Origin of the sequence: Brevibacterium yomogidense, assembly GCF_016107685.1 — a bacterium.
GTDB lineage: Bacteria > Actinomycetota > Actinomycetes > Actinomycetales > Brevibacteriaceae > Brevibacterium > Brevibacterium yomogidense.
This window is the reverse complement of record NZ_JABASY010000007.1, coordinates 102,169-121,458: the sequence shown is the minus strand read 5'-3', so window position 1 is coordinate 121,458 and position 19,290 is coordinate 102,169. Positions and strand designations below refer to the sequence as shown.

General features: G+C 68.3%; 16 protein-coding genes and 1 tRNA gene. 11 read left to right on the top strand and 6 right to left on the bottom strand.

Annotation, left to right across the window (positions count from 1 at the left end; translation table 11 throughout):
• Positions 1–164 precede the first annotated feature (164 nt).
• The 7 genes from mshD to pstB all read left to right on the top strand — a co-directional run bounded on the left by mshD (position 165) and on the right by pstB (position 8,794).
• Positions 165–1,151: a mycothiol synthase gene (gene mshD, locus JFC09_RS15200; protein ID WP_198394888.1), complete on the top strand. Its 987-nt coding sequence runs from the start codon at positions 165–167 to the stop codon at positions 1,149–1,151.
• Positions 1,141–3,318, top strand: a complete 2,178-nt coding sequence (locus JFC09_RS15195; protein ID WP_198394887.1) for an RNA degradosome polyphosphate kinase — start codon at positions 1,141–1,143, stop codon at positions 3,316–3,318. The genes mshD and JFC09_RS15195 overlap by 11 nt, the downstream gene beginning before the upstream one ends.
• 11 nt (positions 3,319–3,329) lie before the next feature.
• Positions 3,330–4,289: an NUDIX hydrolase gene (locus tag JFC09_RS15190; RefSeq protein ID WP_332839793.1), complete on the top strand. Its 960-nt coding sequence runs from the start codon at positions 3,330–3,332 to the stop codon at positions 4,287–4,289.
• Between the two features lie 188 nt (positions 4,290–4,477).
• A complete protein-coding gene (gene pstS / locus JFC09_RS15185; protein ID WP_198394885.1) occupies positions 4,478–5,563 on the top strand; it encodes a phosphate ABC transporter substrate-binding protein PstS in 1,086 nt (361 codons plus the stop codon).
• A 153-nt stretch (positions 5,564–5,716) separates the two neighbouring features.
• The gene (gene pstC / locus JFC09_RS15180; protein ID WP_198394884.1) at positions 5,717–6,706 is read left to right on the top strand and encodes a phosphate ABC transporter permease subunit PstC; all 990 of its coding nucleotides are present in this window, start codon (positions 5,717–5,719) and stop codon (positions 6,704–6,706) included.
• Positions 6,706–7,917: a phosphate ABC transporter permease PstA gene (gene pstA / locus JFC09_RS15175; protein WP_198394883.1), complete on the top strand. Its 1,212-nt coding sequence runs from the start codon at positions 6,706–6,708 to the stop codon at positions 7,915–7,917. Before pstC ends, pstA begins: the two co-directional genes overlap by 1 nt.
• Before the next feature lie 97 nt (positions 7,918–8,014).
• Complete coding sequence (gene pstB, locus JFC09_RS15170) at positions 8,015–8,794, top strand: phosphate ABC transporter ATP-binding protein PstB (protein WP_198394882.1); 780 nt, start codon at positions 8,015–8,017, stop codon at positions 8,792–8,794.
• 307 nt (positions 8,795–9,101) lie between these two features.
• Here pstB and JFC09_RS16970 read toward each other — a convergent pair whose 3' ends face one another.
• From JFC09_RS16970 to JFC09_RS15155, 3 genes are all read right to left on the bottom strand, one after another.
• The gene (locus JFC09_RS16970; protein ID WP_198394881.1) at positions 9,102–10,112 is read right to left on the bottom strand and encodes an inorganic phosphate transporter; all 1,011 of its coding nucleotides are present in this window, start codon (positions 10,110–10,112) and stop codon (positions 9,102–9,104) included.
• A gap of 9 nt (positions 10,113–10,121) precedes the next feature.
• Positions 10,122–10,742, bottom strand: coding sequence for a DUF47 family protein (locus JFC09_RS15160; protein ID WP_198394880.1), 621 nt, complete (start codon positions 10,740–10,742; stop codon positions 10,122–10,124).
• 168 nt (positions 10,743–10,910) lie between these two features.
• On the bottom strand, positions 10,911–11,675 hold the full coding sequence (locus tag JFC09_RS15155; protein ID WP_198394879.1) for a hypothetical protein: 765 nt from the start codon (positions 11,673–11,675) through the stop codon (positions 10,911–10,913).
• A 167-nt stretch (positions 11,676–11,842) separates the two neighbouring features.
• Between JFC09_RS15155 and JFC09_RS15150 the strand changes: the two genes are divergently transcribed.
• On the top strand, positions 11,843–12,775 hold the full coding sequence (locus JFC09_RS15150) for a hypothetical protein (protein WP_198394878.1): 933 nt from the start codon (positions 11,843–11,845) through the stop codon (positions 12,773–12,775).
• 10 nt (positions 12,776–12,785) lie between these two features.
• Here JFC09_RS15150 and JFC09_RS15145 read toward each other — a convergent pair whose 3' ends face one another.
• Both JFC09_RS15145 and poxB read right to left on the bottom strand, forming a co-directional pair.
• Positions 12,786–13,760, bottom strand: coding sequence for a MetQ/NlpA family ABC transporter substrate-binding protein (locus JFC09_RS15145; RefSeq protein ID WP_198394877.1), 975 nt, complete (start codon positions 13,758–13,760; stop codon positions 12,786–12,788).
• A gap of 138 nt (positions 13,761–13,898) precedes the next feature.
• A complete protein-coding gene (gene poxB / locus JFC09_RS15140; protein ID WP_198394906.1) occupies positions 13,899–15,614 on the bottom strand; it encodes a ubiquinone-dependent pyruvate dehydrogenase in 1,716 nt (571 codons plus the stop codon).
• A 198-nt stretch (positions 15,615–15,812) separates the two neighbouring features.
• On the opposite strand from poxB, the gene JFC09_RS15135 reads away from it, so the two are divergent.
• From JFC09_RS15135 to JFC09_RS15125, 3 genes are all read left to right on the top strand, one after another.
• The gene (locus JFC09_RS15135; RefSeq protein WP_198394876.1) at positions 15,813–16,301 is read left to right on the top strand and encodes a VOC family protein; all 489 of its coding nucleotides are present in this window, start codon (positions 15,813–15,815) and stop codon (positions 16,299–16,301) included.
• A gap of 233 nt (positions 16,302–16,534) precedes the next feature.
• Positions 16,535–16,607: transfer RNA gene (locus JFC09_RS15130), tRNA-Lys, on the top strand.
• A gap of 133 nt (positions 16,608–16,740) precedes the next feature.
• Positions 16,741–17,604 carry an SDR family oxidoreductase gene (locus JFC09_RS15125; protein ID WP_198394875.1) on the top strand — a complete coding sequence of 288 codons (864 nt, stop codon included), beginning with the start codon at positions 16,741–16,743 and terminating at the stop codon, positions 17,602–17,604.
• 21 nt (positions 17,605–17,625) lie between these two features.
• On the opposite strand, the gene JFC09_RS15120 is transcribed toward JFC09_RS15125, so the two are convergent.
• Complete coding sequence (locus JFC09_RS15120) at positions 17,626–19,266, bottom strand: MFS transporter (protein ID WP_198394874.1); 1,641 nt, start codon at positions 19,264–19,266, stop codon at positions 17,626–17,628.
• Positions 19,267–19,290 lie beyond the last annotated feature (24 nt).

Genomic DNA, 19,290 nt, shown 5'->3' with positions numbered 1-19,290 from the left:
AGGACAGAGCGCTCGCCGGGCAGGCCGAGTCCGCACCGAAGGAGGCCGGAGGAGCCCGCTGGCGCGTACGACCCACCGGCCCGCGCCCCGCACATCGCCTGACGAGGCGCACGACCCACCGGCGACGCCGCACGACGGCGCCGCCCCTGACACGGAGGACGCAGATGACTGAGACACCCGCACACGCACCCCGCACCGCACCGCTCGGGTCGCTGGAGGACGTGCAGGACGTCCTGACCGCTGCGACAACGGCCGACGGACTGCCCCCGATCTCCGACGGCCTCCTCGAGGCCGCGGCCGCGGGCTCCGCTGTCCTCCTCGGTGTCCTCGCCGGGGACTCGGACACCGCAGCCGGTGCGGTCGACGCCACCCACACCTCGGGCGCGGATCCCGACACGGCCGGTGACCGTCTCGTCGGAGTGGGCGTCGCCGCACTCCAGGGCGACCGCTGGGCCGCCGAAGCCGTGGTCGACCCCGCACACCGCGGCCGAGGCCTCGGCCGGGTGCTCGTCACCGACCTCGACCGGGCGGCCCGGTCGGCCGGGGGCAGCCCGTGGTTCTGGTCGCACGGCGACCACCCCGCCGCCGCCCACCTGGCGTCCTCGGCCGGCCTCACACGGGCCCGCGAACTGCTGCAGCTCACGACGGACGGCATACCCGACCTGCCCGAGGCCGCCGCCCCCGACGGCGTCGTCCTGCGGGACGTGCGCACCGAGGACGCGGAGGAGTGGGCCGCCGTGAACAACGCCGCATTCAGCTGGCACCCCGAGCAGGGCGGCCAGGACCCCGACGACTACCGCAGGCGAACGCAGGAACCGGGGTTCGACGCGAGCACCGTCGTCATCGCGGAGCGGACGGAGGACGCGCGCATCCTCGGCTTCCACGAGACGAAGATGCATGCGGAGCACCCGTCGGGCCTCACGATGGGCGAGGTGCACGTCATCGGCGTCGACCCACAGGTGCACGCCCGCGGGCTGGGACGGGCACTGCTCGTCGAAGGGATGCACCGCATGCTGCGGGCCGGTGCGGAGGCGATCGAGCTGTACGTGGAGAGCGACAACGAGAAGGCCCTGCCCCTCTACAGGCGCGTCGGCTTCTCACGTACGGTTGTGCACGTGAGCTACAGGCCGGAGGACCACCATGACCTATGACGTGCAGACCTTCGGCGACGAGCACGGGCTCCCTGCTCCGGACGGCCGGTTCCTCGACCGCGAACTGTCCTGGCTCGCCTTCAACGAGCGCGTCCTCGACATGGCCGCGGACACCACGATGCCCCTGCTGGAGCGCGTCAACTTCCTGTCGATCTTCCCGAACAACCTCGACGAGTTCTTCATGGTGCGCGTCGCCGGCCTCAAGCGGCGGATCTCGACCGGCCTCGCCGTCCCGTCCGTCACGGGGGCGCAGCCGCGGTCCACGATGCGCTCGCTCACGAAGAACGCCCGCATCCTCGCCCGCCGCCACGCGGACCTCTACCGCAAAGACGTCCGCCCCCGCCTCGAAGCGGAGGGGATCTTCGTCATCGGCCTGGACGAGCTCACAGCGTCGGAGCGGGAGGGGATGGCGGAACTCTTCAACGAACGCGTCTTCCCCGTGCTCACGCCGCTGGCCGTGGACCCCGCGCACCCGTTCCCGTACGTGTCCGGCCTGTCCCTGAACCTGGGTGTCGTCCTGCGGCACCCCCGTTCCGGCGCAGAGCACTTCGCCCGCCTGAAGGTCCCGCCGGTGCTGCCGCGGTTCATCAACGTCGCCGCGTTCGACGGCCCCCGCAGCAGCGCGGGACCGGAGATCCCCGTGAGCCCCGAATCACCGGCCCGGTTCCTCCCCATCGAGGATGTCATCACCGCACACCTGGACTCCCTCTTCGTGGGTATGGAGATCGTGTCCGCCTCCTGCTTCCGGATCACCCGCAACGAGGACCTCGAGGTCGAGGAGGACGACGCGGAGAACCTCCTCAAGGCACTCGAGAAGGAGCTGGAGCGCCGCCGCTTCGGACCGGCCGTCCGCCTGGAGATCACCGACGACATGCACCCGCGGGTGCGTGAGCTGCTCGTCAACGAGCTCGCGATCGACGAATCGGAGATCTACGAGCTGCCGTCACCGCTGGACCTGCGCGGCCTGTCCGTCATCGCGGACATCCCGCGGGAGGACCTCCACTTCCCCAAGGCCGTCCCGATCGTCAGCCGCGACCTGGCGGAGGCCGAATCCTCCGAGCAGCCCGACGTGTTCGAAGCGCTGCGGGAGCGGGAGATCCTCCTCCAGCACCCGTACGAATCGTTCTCCACGAGCGTGCAGGCGTTCATCGAGCAGGCGGCGCAGGACCCGCACGTCGTCGCGATCAAGCAGTCGCTCTACCGCACCAGCGGCGACTCCCCCATCGTCGACGCGCTCATCGAGGCGGCGCAGTCCGGCAAGCAGGTGCTGGCGGTCGTGGAGATCAAGGCGCGCTTCGACGAGGCGAACAACATCACGTGGGCCCGCAAGCTCGAACGTGCCGGCGTCCACGTCGTCTACGGGATCGTGGGCCTCAAGACGCACGCGAAGCTGTGCATGGTGGTCCGCCGCGAGCAGAGCGGCCTGCGCCGCTACTGCCACGTGGGCACCGGCAACTACCACCCCAAGACCGCGCGCGGGTACGAGGACATGGGTCTGCTCACCGCGGACCCGCAGGTGGGCGAGGACATCGCGAAGCTGTTCAACCAGCTGTCCGGCCTGGCCCCCGGCACCACGTACTCCCGGCTCCTCGTCGCCCCCTCGCGGGTGCGCGAAGGGCTGCTCGAGCACATCGCGGACGCGACCAGGCGTGCGGAGGCGGGGGAACGCACCCGCATCCGCATCAAGGTCAACTCGATCGTCGACGAGCGGACCATCGACCACCTCTACCTGGCGTCGCGGGCCGGTGTGAGCGTCCAGCTGTTCGTCCGCGGCATCTGCGCGATCCGCCCCGGCATCCCCGGGCTCAGCGAGAACATCGAGGTCCGCTCCATCCTGGGCCGCTACCTCGAGCACTCCCGCGTGTTCGTGTTCGAGCACGGTCCGGAGCTGGAGGAGGCAGAGGCGTACATCGGCTCCGCGGACCTCATGCACCGCAACCTCGACCGCCGGGTCGAGGCACTGGTGCGGCTGGAGGATCCGCGGCACATCGACGAGGCGCGCCATCTGTTCGATCTGGCGTTCGCGGACGACACCGCCCGCTTCGACCTGGACGGCGACGGTCTGTGGACGCGCGCCTCCGTCGACGCCGCCGGCGAGCCGCTCAACGACTACCAGCACTCGCTCCACCGGGTGCACCGCCGCCGCTGGTCGAGGCAGCGCGGATGAGTCCGTCCCCGGTGAGCAACGCCGGCGAATCGGCGCGCCTGCGTGCGGACGTGCTCGCCGGCGGCTGCATCCTGTGGCGGGAGCGGTCACACGGGCTCGAGGTCCTGCTCGTCCACCGGCCCCGCTACCGCGACTGGTCCTGGCCCAAGGGCAAGGTCGACAAGGGCGAGACCCTGCCCGAGGCCGCAGTCCGGGAGGTCTGGGAGGAGACGGGGTACGCCGTCACCCTGGGGCTGCCCCTGCCCAGCGCCCGCTACACGGTGGGCAAGAACCAGCGCAAGCACGTGTCGTACTGGGCGGCGGAGGTCACCGCGAAGCCCACGGGGAAGATCCAGAACCCCAAGGAGATCGACCGGGTCCGGTGGATGACCGTCGACGAGGCGCGGAACCGGCTCACCCGGTTCGCGGACCGCGAGCAGCTCGACAAGGTCGTCCAGGCGCACGCGAGCGGCAGCCTGCGTGCGTGGCCGTTCATCATCGTCCGCCACGGGAAGGCGTTCCCGCGCTCCAAGTGGCATGAGACGGAGCACGAACGTCCCCTGCTGGCGATCGGCACCCGCCAGTCGTTGGCGCTCACGGGGCTGCTGTCTGCCTGGAAGCTGCGCAGGCTGGTGTCCAGCCCCTGGAAGCGCTGCGTCGCGACACTCGCGCCCCTGTCCGCCGCGACGGGGAGGGGGATCCGCAAGCGGGGCTCGCTGAGCGAGAAGTCGAACGCGAAGGACCCGCAGAAGACGCGGGCGGTGCTCGAGAAGATCCTGGCGAAGGGTACGCCCACGGCGCTGTGCACGCACAGGCCGGTCCTGCCGACCGTCCTCGACGTGCTCGCCGACCACGCGCCGGAGGGCCTCGCCCGGTCCCTGCCGCCGCGGGACCCCTACATGAATCCCGGCGAGATCCTCGTCGCCTACGTCCGCCCCGGTGCTGTCCCCCGGATCGTCGACGTCGAGCGCTACCGGCCCATCGACACGTGAGCTGACTGCGGGAGCACCCGCGTGTGACGAGGATCCCACGCACCGGGAGGCTCATTCACCTGCTGTTCACATTCGGCCCCCTTTCGCGACATTCTGCACTCGTACCGTGGGCACTGCACTCGGGGACATCCCCTGGCACTCGGGGGGCACCCCACGGATATCCCACACATGGATCGAAAGGCACCCACGTGAAGCTCAAGCGTTTCGGCACCGCTGCAGCAGTCCTCGCGGCTGGCACACTCACACTGTCTGCCTGCAGCGGCGGTGACACCGGCGGAGACGGCGAAGCGGTCGATTCCGGTTCCGTCTCCGGCACCCTGATCGGTGGCGGAGCTTCCTCGCAGGAGTCGGCGATGACCGCCTGGACCCAGGGCGTCACGGAGGTCTCCCCCGACCTCACCGTGAACTACGACCCGGTGGGCTCCGGCGCGGGCCGCGAGGGCTTCCTCGCCGGTCAGTACTCGTTCGCCGGTTCGGATGCCGCGATGGACGAGGAGGAGCAGGAGCAGGCGGCAGCGGTCTGCGGACCGGACGGCGTCTTCCACGTCCCGTCGTACATCTCCCCCGTCGCCGTCGCCTTCAACCTCGAGGGCGTCGACACCGTCAACATGGATGCGGAGACCATCGCGAAGGTCTTCGCCGGTGAGATCACCACGTGGAACGACGACGCGATCGCGGAGCAGAACGAGGGCACGGAGCTGCCGGACACACCGATCACGGTCGTCCACCGCTCCGACGACTCCGGCACCACGGAGAACTTCACCGCCTACCTCGCGGAGGCCGCGGCTGACGCGTGGGAGTTCGGCGAGGTCGAGACCTGGCCGTCGGAGATCGCCGCCGAGTCGGCGCAGCAGACCTCCGGGGTCGTGTCCCTGGCCGGCAGCACCGACGGTGCGATCACCTACGCGGACGCGTCGCAGGTGGGCGAGCTCGGCACCGTCGCGGTGGGAGTGGGCGACGACTACGTCGAGTACTCCGCCGAGGCCGCCTCGAAGGCGGTCAACGCGTCCGAGGCGAACGAGGACGGCTCCGTCGAACTCGACCGTGCGACGGAGGAGGCCGGCGTCTACCCGATCGTCCTCGTGTCCTACCACATCTTCTGCCAGCAGTACCAGGATCAGGAGACCGCTGACCTCGCGAAGGCCTTCGCCGAATACGTCGTGTCGGAGGAGGGCCAGCAGGCCGGTGCGGACTCCGCCGGCTCCGCCCCGATCTCCGATGACACACGCGAGTCCGCGCTCGAGCGCATCGGCAACATCACGGTTCAGGGCTGACATAGCCTCCGGACGAGCACCGGCAGAGCCGCTGGTTCACTTCTCAAGTGAACCGGCGGCGCTGTCGCGCTCACGGCCCACCGACAATGCTTCACAGTTCCACCATGCGTCCGGGGTCTCGCCCCGGACTGACGAACTCCGAGGGGAGTCACCGTGACTGAGCAGGTCACCGACGCGAGGGACACGACGGCCTCGCCCACCACGAAGCCCTGGGGCGGCAGGACGTCCTCAGGCTCGGCATCCGGCGACAAGGTCTTCGCGGGACTGGCGTACGGCGCCGGAGGCCTCATCCTCCTGGTGCTCGCGTTCGTCGCGGTCTTCCTCATCACCGAATCGCTGCCCGCGCTGGCACCGACGGTGTTCTCCCAGCAGGATTCGATCGCGAGCGCTGACAGCTTCTGGGTCTACGTCATGCCGCTCATCGGCGGCACACTCATGGCCTCCGCGATCGCGATCGTCCTCGCGACACCCGTCGCGATCGGGATCGCCCTCTACATCTCGCACTACGCGCCGCGGCGCCTCGCGACCCCCGTCGGGTACGTCATCGACCTGCTGGCGGCGATCCCCTCCGTCGTCTACGGCGCGTGGGGCATGATCACCCTGTCCACCGCGATGGTGCCGATCTACGGGTGGCTGCACGACCACCTCGGCTTCCTCCCCTTCTTCGCGGGCGACCCGTCCACGACGGGACGCACCCTCCTCACCTCCGGCGTCGTCCTCGCCGTCATGATCCTGCCGATCATCACCTCACTGTGCCGCGAGATCTTCCTCCAGACACCCAAGCTGCACGAGGAGGCCGCCCTGGCCCTGGGCGCGACGCAGTGGGAGATGGTGAAGATGACCGTCTTCCCGTTCGCCCGCGCCGGTATCATCTCCTCCGTCATGCTGGGGCTGGGCCGCGCTCTCGGCGAGACCATGGCCGTCACCCTCGTCCTGTCCGGCGGGGTGTTCGGCCTCAGCCTCATCTCCTCCGGCAACCAGACGATCCCGTCGGAGATCGCCCTCAACTTCCCCGAGGCGTTCGGCATGCGCCAGTCCGAACTCATCGCGGCCGGACTCATGCTCTTCATCATCACTCTCGTGGTGAACATGATCGCCCGCTGGATCGTCAGCCGCCACAAGGAATTCTCGGGAGCCAACTGATGTCGACTGCACTGAAGAAGCCGGACGAGGGGCACACACCCTCCGCACCGCCGTCGTCGAAGCCGAACGGCAGGTCCACGAAGCCCAAGAACTCGCTCACCGCCGGGCAGAAGCCCGGGTGGACCTGGATGGTCGTCGCCGCGGCATCGCTCGCGGTCGGTGCGGGACTCATCGCGCTGATTGCCTCGGAGGGCTTCTCCTTCGCCGGCTGGCTCATCCTCTCCGCGATCGTGTACGTCATCGGCATGTACGTGACGACGCGTGTCATCGAGAACAAGCGGCGGGCGACGGACGGTCTGTGGCGCAACCTCGTGTGGGCCGCCTTCATCGTCGCGCTCATCCCCCTGGTGTCGCTCCTCTGGACGGTGTTCGCGCAGGGACTGCCCACCCTCCTGTCGAACCCCGGCCTGCTCACCGAGGACATGAGCACCACGAACGGTGCGACGGACGCGGCCACGCAGGACGAGGGCGCGCCCCTGTCCGGCGGGTTCGTCCACGGGCTCATCGGGACCCTCATGATCACGGTGGTCGCGACGGTCATCTCCGTGCCGATCGGCCTCATGGCGTCGATCTACCTCGTCGAGTACAGCCGGGGCGGCTGGTTCGCGCGGACCATCACGTTCTTCGTCGACGTCATGACCGGCATCCCGTCGATCGTCGCGGGCCTCTTCGCGTTCGCCGCGGTGCAGCTGTTCATCACGACGTTCCTGGGCGAGAGCCCCGTCTACCTCCAGATGGTGAAGATGGGCCTGAGCGCCGCCATCGCGCTGTCAGTCCTCATGATCCCGGTCGTCGTCCGGTCGACGGAGGAGATGCTGAGGGTCGTCCCCAACGAGCTGCGTGAGGCGTCGTACGCGCTGGGCGTGCGCAAGTGGAAGACGATCATGAAGGTCGTCCTCCCCACGTCGATCTCCGGCATCGCCTCCGGTGTGACGCTCGCGATCGCACGTGTCACCGGCGAGACAGCCCCCATCCTCGTGACCGCGGGCTTCCTCGCCACGACCAACTGGAACCCGTTCAGCGGCTGGATGACAGCGCTGCCCGTCTACATCTACCGCCAACTCGTCAACCCGACCGCCCCCGCGGCCCCCGTGCCATCGGAGATGCGCGCATGGGCCGCAGCGCTCGTGCTCATCATCATCGTGATGCTGCTCAACCTGGTGGCACGCATCGTCGCCCAGGCGTTCGCACCCAAGAAGACAGGGCGCTGACTCAAGAGGACAGGGCGCTGATCGCAGCCGGGGCGACCACGCACCGACAGGCACAGCCGACACGAGCAGGCATCGAAGCAAAGGAATCTGAAGACTCATGGCAAAGCGCATCGACGCAGTCGACCTCAACGTCTACTACGGCAGCTTCCTGGCCGTCGAAGACGTGAACATCCGTATCGAGCCCCGGGCCGTCACGGCTTTCATCGGACCGTCGGGCTGCGGCAAGACCACGTTCCTCCGCACCATCAACCGCATGCACGAAGTGCTCCCCGGCGCCTATGCCGAAGGCAAGATGCTGCTGGACGGCGAGAACATCTACGACCCGCACGTCGACCCGGTGTCCATCCGGGCGGAGGTGGGCATGGTCTTCCAGCGGCCCAACCCCTTCCCGACGATGTCGATCCGCGAGAACGTGCTCGCCGGCTACAAGCTCAACGGCACGCGCATGTCGAAGTCCGACGCAGACGCCATCGTGGAGAAGTCTCTGCGGGGCGCCAACCTGTGGAACGAGGTGAAGGACCGCCTCGACAAGCCGGGCTCCGGGCTGTCGGGCGGCCAGCAGCAGCGTCTCTGCATCGCCCGCACGGTCGCGGTCGAACCGTCCGTCATCCTCATGGACGAGCCCTGCTCCGCGCTCGACCCGATCTCCACCTTGGCCGTCGAGGACCTCATCAACGAGCTCAAGAAGGACTACACGGTCGTCATCGTCACCCACAACATGCAGCAGGCTGCGCGCGTGGCGGACAAGACCGCGTTCTTCAACATCCAGGGGACCGGGAAGCCGGGCATACTCATCGAGTACGCGGACACGAAGACGATCTTCCAGAACCCGGAGAACGAGCAGACGATCAACTACATCTCCGGCCGCTTCGGCTGATCCGCTCCGGTGGTCCTCCCAGGCTGTTCCGGCTGCCTCAGCTGCCTCAGCTGTCCCGGCTGTTCCGGCTGTTCCGGCTGTTCCGGCTGCTTCAGCTGCTTCGGCTGATCAACGCTGGCCGATCCGCGTCGCATCAAGCCGTCCCGACCGGGCCACCTGGGCGAGTCCCTGACCGTGCTTTCGAGTGAGTGCGATTCGGCCCCAGAGCGCACGTTCTGGGGCCGAATCGCACTCACTCGATGCCGCAGCAGATCCGACCCGCCACCGCCACACCACGGCCAAAACAGTTCTGCGGGTCAGCGTCCCGTCACACCCCTGCGAGGACGAGCAGACCCGCGAACCCTGCTCCCAGGACCGCGGGCACCGGCATCGCCAGCAGGGCGGCACCCGCGACCGGGTAGAGGAACCGCATGCGGATGATGCCGCGGCGTCCGGAGAACTGGGTGCCCACGTTGGCCGCGGTCACGGAGTAGACGATGGAGACGGGGACGGCGACGGCGAAGGCCGACACGAGAGTGGCCGTGGCCGCGACGCCGTTCGCGATGACGGATTTGAGCGGGTCGAGCTTCACGAGGCGCACGGCGACGGTGCGCGCCACCCGCCAGCCGGAGGACACGGTGCCGACCGCCAGCGCCGTGGCGATGAGGAGTCGCACCGGCCATCCGACGGGAGATTCCTGCCCGTCCACGAAGTCGATGCCCTGGTACGCGAGGATGGCCATGACGAGCACCGCGGCAGACTTCTGCGCGTCCTGCACCCCGTGGCCCAGTGAGAGCAGACCGGTGGCGACCCCGTCCGCCGCGCGCGCGGTCCGGAACAGCGGCTTCGGTGCCGAATTCTCGGCCAGCCGTGTGACGACGAAGGTGACGAGCGCGGACAGCCCGAGCACGACGAGGGGTGCGGCGAGCAGCGGCAGGATGAGCCGCAGCAGCATCCCCTCGAAGTCCGCCACCGCTCCGAACACCAGCCCCGCTCCCAGCAGACCTCCCACCAGGCTGTACGTCGACGACACGGGGATCGCCAGCATGTAGGTGGCGATGCCCCACACTGTCGCGGCGGTCATCCCCGCGACGATGACGGCGAGGATGCCGTGGGGGTCGTGCGGGAGTGTCACGGTGTTCTCCGCGACGACCAGCGCAACTCCCTGTCCCAGGAGCGCGCCGATGAAGTTGAAGGTGCCGGCCAGCAAGAGCGCGATGCGCGGCTGGAGTGCGCGGTTCTTCACGGCGTTGCCGACGGTCACTCCGGCGTCGTGGAAGCCGTTGACGAACGCGAACGCCGTGATGACGACGACTGCGGCGAGGAAGAGGAGGTCCACGTCCCTTGCTCAGGACTCTCGGACGGCGATCTCCGCCACGACGGTGCCGATGCTCGCGAAGGACCGGGCCGTTTCGTAGAACATCTGGCCCAGGAGCGTTGCGGCCGCAAGGTACGCAAGGCCCCTCTTCGCTGCGGGGACGGCGTCGGACACCTGCAGGTGGAGTGCCTCCGCGCGGTGGAAGAGCCGGGACATCGATTCGACGTACTGCCACTGGTCCGGTTTCCCCGGCAGGCGCTTGAGCATGCTGTGCGTCTGGTCCGTCGCGTTGGACAGGAGGGCGAGGAATTCGAGGACGCCCACGGGGAATTCGTCGAACGCGGACGACGACAGCGCGAAGCCTACAGATTCCAGGCGGTGGGTGGTCTCGCAGAGAGTGCTCGTGAGTCGGTAGAGCGCATCCCGGTCGACGGGGGTCGCGTAGTTCTCGCGCAGTGCGCGCAGCACGGCTGATTCCGCAGCGTCAGCGTCGTCGGAGACGGCCGCGAGACGACCGGCGGCTTCACGGCGCTCGTCCATGGGGATGCCGGACAGTTCCGCGAGGATGAGCGTTCCCTGCCGGAGGCTGGCGGAGAGGTCTGTGAGGTGCTTGAAGTACTCGGCTTCGTTCGACAGCCGGCGCAGGCGCACGAGTCATCACCCTCACTGGTCTGGATGTGGGTGGGTGCCGGGCTGAGAGCGCCTCTCGGCGTTAGGCCGCTCGAAGCGGCGTGTGTTGGAGCCCGGGGCTTCAGCAGCCCGACACCCGATGTGACCCGAAGGCCACGACCCCAGTCTAACGGCTACCGGCCGTCAGCATCACCCCAGCGTGTCAGCTCTGTGCGAACGGGCGGAGGACACGAGGTCGGATGCCAGCTGTTCGAAGGCGCGGGATTCGTCGCGGCGGCCCAGTTCCCAGCGGCCGGCGGCGGCGACCTCGGCGAATGCGGCGGCCCGCAGCAGCGCCATCGTGAAGTCGCCGCGGAAGGCACCTGCGAGGATCTCGTCCGCGGCGCGCATCACCTCGTCGGGGCCGGGAGGGTCTTCGATACCGGCGACGAGCTCCGCGAGGTAGGCGTCGACGCGGATGCGTCCGCCCAGCCCTTCCGCGCGGGACACGTTGCGGCCGGTCGTGTACTCCTCGGCGGACCTGCGCGGGTTCCGGCTGATCCATTCGCGCAGGGCGTAGAGCCGCCACAGCACGCCCGGCAGGGAGACGGCGGGTGCGGTGGACCAGATCTCTGCGATCGCTTCGAGGCCGATCTCGTCGGCGAGGTGGACGAAGCGGGCCGTCGCCTCGTCGTCACGAGCAGACCGGACGGCATCCGTGCCCGAGGCGGCAGCCGCGTCCGAGGTCGCAGCACCTCCCGAGGCCGCGGCACCGTCGGAAGTCCCCGCACCTCCCGATGCTCTCGCACCACCCGACGCCGCGCCATCGTCCGCGGACGGGGTCCCATCGGTGTTCCCGTAGACCAGGAGGGAGGCAGCCGCGTGGGCGAGTTCGGCCAGCTGGGCGGGGTCCGGGTGGGTGTCGTAGGCGTCCAGGTCCGGTTTCGGCAGGGGTTTGTGGTGTCGGCGCATCATGCCTCAGGCTACTCCCCCGCCCTGAACGGCGGGCTCACGTGCCCCGACACGGCGAACTCACAGGAATGTGCGGGCGCTCAGGTTGTGTTTGTACTGTCGTGAGTGCGTCCCTCGCGCAGTGATCCTGCGCCGAGCAGCGGACGCTTCGAAGGCCCCGAGGAGGACCTATGACCCCGCACACCGCAGCATCGAAGGGACTGGGAACGGCGACGAAGTTCGCGTTCGACAAGAACGGGGAGCTGCGCCCGCAGGCCCAGACTCTGCTGGGCAGGGCGCTGTCCGTCCAGCGTCCCGTCGTTCTCGCCTACATCCGCAGTGTGCGCAGACGGCATCCGCTCGCCTCCCCGGAGGAGATCGCGGTCATCCTCCGCAAGCACTACGTGAACGTCGCGACCGGCGGTGGTGCGGCCGTCGGTGCGACGGCGGTCGTCCCCGGCCTGGGCACGGGTGCCGCTCTGGGCCTCGCGGCGGTGGAGACGGGAGGGTTCCTCGAGCTGTCGGCCCTGTACTCGCAGTCGATGGCGGAGCTCCACGGCATGCAGGTGAGTGAACCGAAGCGTGCGAATGCGCTGGTGATGGGTCTCATGCTGGGCGGGGCGGGCAAGGACCTCGTGCGTCAGTTCTCGCAGCAGATCGACGGGGGGCCACCCGTCCACTCGAACTTCGGCGCCCTCGTGACGAAGCAGATCCCCACGGTCTTCATGGACACGATCGTGAGGAAGCTGCGGAAGAAGCTCATCCGGACCTACGCGGCACGGACCGGCGGGTCGATCCTGGGGCGCGCGCTGCCGTTCGGCGTGGGTGCGGTCGTGGGCGGGACCGCCAACCGCGTCATGGCGAACACGGTCGTGAAGAACGCGCGGAACGCGTTCGGTGACATGCCCGCCCATTTCGCTCCGGAGCTCGACCCCGCCTCCAGTTCCGCGCTCAAGGACGCGGACATCACCGCAGGTCTGCGCCACTTGCTGAGCATGCGGGCCCGCCGCCGCGGGAAGAGCATCGAAGGCGAGACCGTCGACCAGCTGGGCCTTCCCGACACGGACGAGACCGACTCCGGGCCCGAGGCGCCCCGCACCTGGCGGCCCGACACCCGCCTCTGAGTCGGAAGACTCAGGACGCGGTGGCGGCTTCTTCAGTCACGAGCTCGAATGCGTCCTGCAGCCGGTCGTCGTCGACGTCGTTGCGGATGACGCGGCCGAAGTGCTCCTCCTCGATCGCCTCCGCGACCCGCGGGTCGTCGTAGGAGTCGCGGAGCACGCCCCATGCGGGTTCGTCCGCGCGGTCGGAGGTGGTGGCGATGACGTTGACGTACTGGAGCGTCTCGTCGCCCTGGGGGTCGTCGGCGACGAGGGCGTCCTCGATCGCGATCTCCTGGCTGGGGTCGAAGTAGTTCGACCCGACGACCACTGCGTCCAGTGACGGGTCGTCGTACTGCTGCGGGATGGTCGTCGCCTGCAGCTCCGTGAACGTGAAGTCCTTGGGGTTGTCCTCGATGTCGTCGAGGGACGCGAGGCCACCGGCGCCGGCGCGCAGGGTGATGAGTCCGGCGCTGTCGAGGATGCCCAGAGCACGCGCGGAGTTCGCCGCGTCGTCGGGGATCGCGATGTTCGCGCCGTCCGGCAGGTCGTCGATCGAGTCGATCATCGGGGAGAAGATGCCCCAGCGGACGACGACGGTGGAGAACAGCGGGACGATGTCGTCGTCGTTCTGCTCGTTGTAGGTCGCGAGGAACCGGATGTGCTGGAACGCGTTGCCGTCGAGCGCGCCGTTGGAGACCTCCGAGTTGGGCAGCACCCAGTCGTCCAGGTTCACCCATTCGACGTCGAGCCCCTTCTCCTGCGCGACGTCCGCCACCGTGTCGAGGTAGGCGTTGTCCTCCGAGGTCGCGAGCCGCAGCGACAGCTGCTCGTCCGTCGCCCCTGCGTCGTCGCCGTTGCCGGTCAGCGCGATCGTGCCGCCGGTGATGAGCGCGATCGCCGCGATGCCCGCACCCACCCCGATGGCGATGTTGCGCTTCCGCTTGCGTCCCGCGAGCTCCTCGCGGATCCCAGAGGGCGCCGCGCCGCCCGTCGTCTTCTCCACCATCGTCCTGCTCCCTGCCTGTCACTCGTGCTGTCGAACGTGACAACAGTGGTGCAGGACGTCAGGCGGAAGCGCGCGCCGCGTCACGCGGGGAAACAGACCGACACACGGCGCCACAGACTGCCGTGGTCCGCCAGCGGGTCACAGCAGCTGGCGCAGGTTCGCCTTCGCGAGGTCGATGAGCTCGTCACCGCGCCCCGACAGCACAGTGCGGACCGCGAACAGTGCGAACCCTGCTGCCTGCTCCGCCTTGATGGAGGGAGGCATCGACAGTTCCTGCCGCTCGACGACGACGTCCAGCAGAGCGGGGCCGTCATGGGCGAGGAACTCCTGCACGGTCGCTTCGAGGTCCTTGGGCTTCTCCACCCGGAACCCCTTGATGCCCAGCGCCTCTGCGACAGCCGCGAAGTCCGGGTTGTTGAGGTCCGTCGCGTGGGTGACGAAGCCCGCCGCCTTCATCTCGAGCTCCACGAAGTTGAGGGAGTCGTTGTTGTAGACGACAGTCTTGATCGGCAGGTCGTGCTGGGTGACGGTGAGCAGCTCTCCCAGCAGCATCGTCAGTCCCCCGTCACCTGCCATCGCCACGATCTGACGGTCCGGGTAAGCGGCCTGCGCCCCGATCGCCTGGGACAGCGCGTTCGCCATCGACCCGTGGGTGAAAGAGCCGATCAGCCGGCGCGTCCCATTCATCGTGAGGTGGCGGGCTGCCCACATGACGGGAGAGCCCACGTCCGGGATGAACACCGCATCGTCGGATGCCCCTTCGTCGAGCAGTCGGGTGAGGTACTGCGGGTGGATGCGTCGACGGGCAGGGGTCGCGAGCTCGTCGAGCTCCTTCCGCGTCTTCCGGTAGTGCTTCACCATCCGGTCGAGGTGCTTCGAGTCCTTCTTCTGGCTGAGCATCGGCAGCAGTGCCTCGACGGTCGTGCGCACATCGCCCACGAGCGGGTGCTCCACACTGATGCGGCGCCCGATCTGGCCACCGCGCACGTCCACCTGGATGACGGTGGCATCCTGCGGCAGGAACTGGGGGTACGGGAAGTCCGTTCCCAGCAGCACGAGCGTCTCCGCCTGCATCATCGCGTGGTAGCCGGATGCGAAGCCCAGCAGCCCTGTCATGCCGACGTCATAGGGGTTGTCGTGCTCGATGAACTCCTTGCCCCGCAAGGCATGGACAATCGGCGCCCGGAGCCGTTCGGCGAGTTCGACGACCTCCGCGTGGGCGCCTTCGACCCCGGCACCGGCCAGGATCGTCACCCTCGTGCAGTCGTTGAGCGCCTGCGCGGCCCCTGCCAGCGCCGGCCCGGCTGGGAGGACGGTGGACTCCGTGGGGAGGACGGCCTCGGCGGCGGTGTCGACCTGGGCGAGCAGGACGTCACCGGGGACGACGAGGACGGCGGGACCGCCCTGCCCCAGCGCTTCGCGGATCGCGATCCGGAGCAGGCGCGGCAGCTGCTTCGCCGCACTCACGTGCTCGACGTAGACACTGGCCTCGCGGAAGAGCTCCTGCGGATGGGTCTCCTGGAAATATCCGGTGCCGATCTCCTCGCTGGGAATCTGCGCGGCGATCGCGAGGACGGGCACGCGGGACCGCTTCGCGTCGTACAGGCCGTTGATGAGGTGCGTGTTGCCCGGTCCGCAGGAACCGGCGCAGGCGGCGAGCGAACCGGTGAGTCCAGCCTCGGCGGAGGCGGCGAATGCGGCGGCCTCCTCGTGGCGGGTGCTGACCCAGTCGATCCCGTCCGTCGCGCGCAGGGCATCGGTGAAGCCATTGAGGGAATCGCCCGCGATCCCGTAGACGCGGCTCACCCCGCTCGCTGCCAGTGTGTCGACGAGGTGTTGTGCGGCGGTGGGCATGGCGCTCTCCTGACGGATCGACTGCATGTGTCCGCTCCCGAGCCTAGCCGTGTTGTGTCCGCCGCGGCAGGGGACGTTGGTGAGCGGTGGGGTGTGGGCTGAGGGCCGTGTGGGTGGAGCGTCGGCGCCGGGTGTGAATCCGCTTCGGAACGGCCCGCTCCCCTTCCGTCGCACCGGCCACTGGACCAGGCTGAGGGCATGACTGGAGCAACGAGACCACGGGACCCAGAGGACATCGAGAACGCCGGGATCGGCCCGCACGAGGAAGGCGGGGCCCCTCAGGACCCGGGCAGCACGGGGACACCCACGGTGTTCGCCACCCTGCAGGCTGAGGATGCCCACGCGCTCATCACGTACCTGACGGAGACGTTCGGCTTCCGCCTCACCGCCCGCTACGACGACGGCGACACCGTCGCGCACGCAGAGCTGCTGTGGCCGGAAGGTGCCGGAGGCGTGATGCTCGGGTCGTACCGCGAAGGGCGCGACTGGACACGGAAGCCGGGCACCGCCGGGACCTACGTGGTGGTGCAGGACGTCGACGCACTGCACGACCGCGCGCAGAAGGCCGGCGCCGAGGTCGTCATCCCGCTTTCCGACACCGCCTACGGCAGCCGCGAGTTCGGTGTGAAGGACCCGGAGGGGAACCTCTGGTCGTTCGGCACGTACCCGGGCGTGCCGATGCCGTGAGGGCTGGTCGTCACGGCGTCACGATTGCTGACGGCCGACAGCCGGCGTGGGCCCCGATCGGTGGCCCTCCTCGAGTGAGTGCGATTCGTCCCCGCAGGGCTCGCCCGAGGACGAATCGCACTCATTCGAGGGGACGCCCCGTGAGGACGTCAAGGGGAGCTCCCTGAGAACGTCGTGAAGAGTGGAGCACCACGGGGTCCAGTGGGCCTCTCGAGTTCGATACACTTCTGCGTGGGCCTATAGCTCAGTCGGTAGAGCAACGGACTTTTAATCCGTGGGTCGTGGGTTCGATCCCCACTGGGCCCACCGTTTGCCCTGGTCAGGAACCTACTTGGCCAGGGCATCACACATTCAGGCCCCCACATGGGCCACATTCAGTCGTCCGCATGGGACATTCAGAGGACACGAGAACCCCTGAAGACACCCGGACAGGAACGGCATGGCCACAGCGCTTGTCATCGGAGCAACCGGATACGCCGGCCGACATCTTGTCGCCGAATTGCACGACCGCGGCCACAGCGTGCGCGCCCTCGTGCGTGATCGAGCACGCGCAGAACGCGCTGGACCCTGGGGAGCGCCCGGGCTCGCGGGACTCGTGGATGAGTGGGCCGTCGGAGACGTCACCCACCCCCGCTTCACGCGCGATGTCGCGGCGGGAGTCGAAGTCGTCGTCTCCGCCCTGGGCGTGACCCGCCAGAAAGCGGACCCGTGGGCGGTCGACAACCTCGCGAACTTGGCGGTCCTGCACTCCGCCCGGACCCACGGTGCCCGTTCGTTCACGTATCTCAACGTATTCGGGGGAGACAGGTGCCCTGCACAGCTCACGCGGGCGAAGACTGCGTTCGCGCAGACGCTCGCCGCCTCGGACATCACTGCTCAGATCATCAACCCGACCGGCTACTTCTCCGACTTGATGGAACTTGTGACGATGGCGAGGCGTGGGATCGTCCCCCTCTTCCGCCCCGGCGTCCGCATCAATCCCATCCACGGCGCCGATCTCGCCACGTTCACCGTCGACCGGATGAAGCATGACGGCACCGGCACGTGGGACGTGGGTGGACCGCAGATCCTCCGCTGGGACGAACTGGCCCGCACCGCGTTCGAAGCCGTGGGCAGACGGCCCCGCACGGTCCGCATCCCTCCGGCGGCGCTCCCTCCCGTGCAACGGCTGACCTCTCTGATCAGCCCTCGCCTGGCCGATCTGGTTCTCTTCGCCACGTGGGGCATGACGCACGACGGAGTCGCACCGCGCACGGGACTCCGGCGGCTCGCGGACTTCTACGCGGAGAACGCCTCGCGCTGACACCGCACAACGGGTTGACGGTCAGGGCTGCGACGCCACTGCGCTCTCTGATTCCTCAGTGTCGACGGCAGGTTCCAAGCGGACTCTCTGGGTGTTCGGAATCAGCAGGGTTGCGATGACTCCGAGCACGAGGAACCCGGCTGCGAGGTAGGACCCCAGCGCGAGGCTGTGCGTCATGGCCTCACGTGCAGCATCCGCGACGAATGCCGTATCCGGGTGAGCAGCCAGTGGATGGATGGCCGCGCCCGCACTGTCGGTGACGGCATCACCGAACTCGGCCGCTTGATCCGCCGACAGGCCTCCATCGACCAGCAGAGTCCGGATGTTCGAGCTGAGCGAGGAGAAGAACACCGTCGTGAGTGCCGCGATGCCGAGCGCAGAGCCCAGCTGACGGAACGTGCTCTGAATGCCTGAGCTCTGACCGTCTTCGTCCTCCGGCACATCTGCGAGGACCACATTTGTGACCTGCGACGTGGCGAAGCCGACGCCGATCCCGTAGAAGAACAGCACGAGGGAGATGAGGAGCCATCCGGCATCGGTGAACGTCGCAACCGCACCGAGACCCACCAGGCCCACGACCTCGAGCACGAGGCCGATGCGCACCAGACCGAGCGGTGAGACCTTCGCCATCAGCGGGAAGCTGATGCCACTCGCCACGAAACTGCCGATGGCGATCGGCACCAGAGCGGCACCCGCCTGGAGCGAGGTGTAATCCATCGTGAAGACCAGCCAGAGCGGGATCACAGCGATGATGCCGTATTCGCCCAGTCCGATGATCGCGGTGGCGATATTGCCGTTGCGGAACGACGCGATCGAGAAAAGCTTCGTGTCCATGAAGGGCTCGCGCATGCTGCCCGGACGGCTGGCAACCACTTGACGTGCGACGAAGACCACCATCAGGACGACGGAGAGCACGAGTGCGACAAATGCCGGGGACAGGCCGGAGTCCCACGTGAAGCCGGGCAGTTCGAATGCCTGCTCACTCATGACCCACCCGATCGTGCGTCCTTCGATCAGCCCGAACGCAAGGAGCCCGAGCCCGACGATGGAAAGACCTGCACTGACAAGATCGATGCTCCCCTTCTTCCGTGGAGTGGGAACGAGGTAGAGAGCCGCCAGGACGAGGATGACGATCGTCAGCGGGATGTTGATGCCGAACGCCCACCGCCACGACCAGTTCTCCGACAGCCATCCGCCGATGACCGGTCCGAGCGCGGTCGCCCCTCCGATCGTGGATCCCCAGATCGCGAACGCCTGACCTCGCGCCTTGCCCGTGAACATGCGGTTCAGGAGGGCGAGCGACGTCGGCAGGATCAATGCCGCCGCCACCCCCTGGAGGAAACGGGCGAGGATCAGGATCTCCCCGTTGGGCGCCAGTCCCGCCAGGAGGCTGGTGGCGCCGAAGCCGACGACGCCCCAGATGAAGATCGTCCGCGCTCCGACGAGGTCTGATATCCGACCGAAGAGCAGCAGCAGGGCGGCGAAGACGATCGCGTAGGATCCCTGGATCCATTGCGCCTGGGTGGAGTTGATCGCGATGTCCTCGACCACCGCCGGCGTGATGACGTTCACGATCGTGGTGTCGACCACGATCAGCGCCACGCCCAGTGCGATCGCTATCAGACCTATCCACCGACGGACACGTGTTGACGCAGGTGACATATTCACCCTCCCCTATGCTTGACC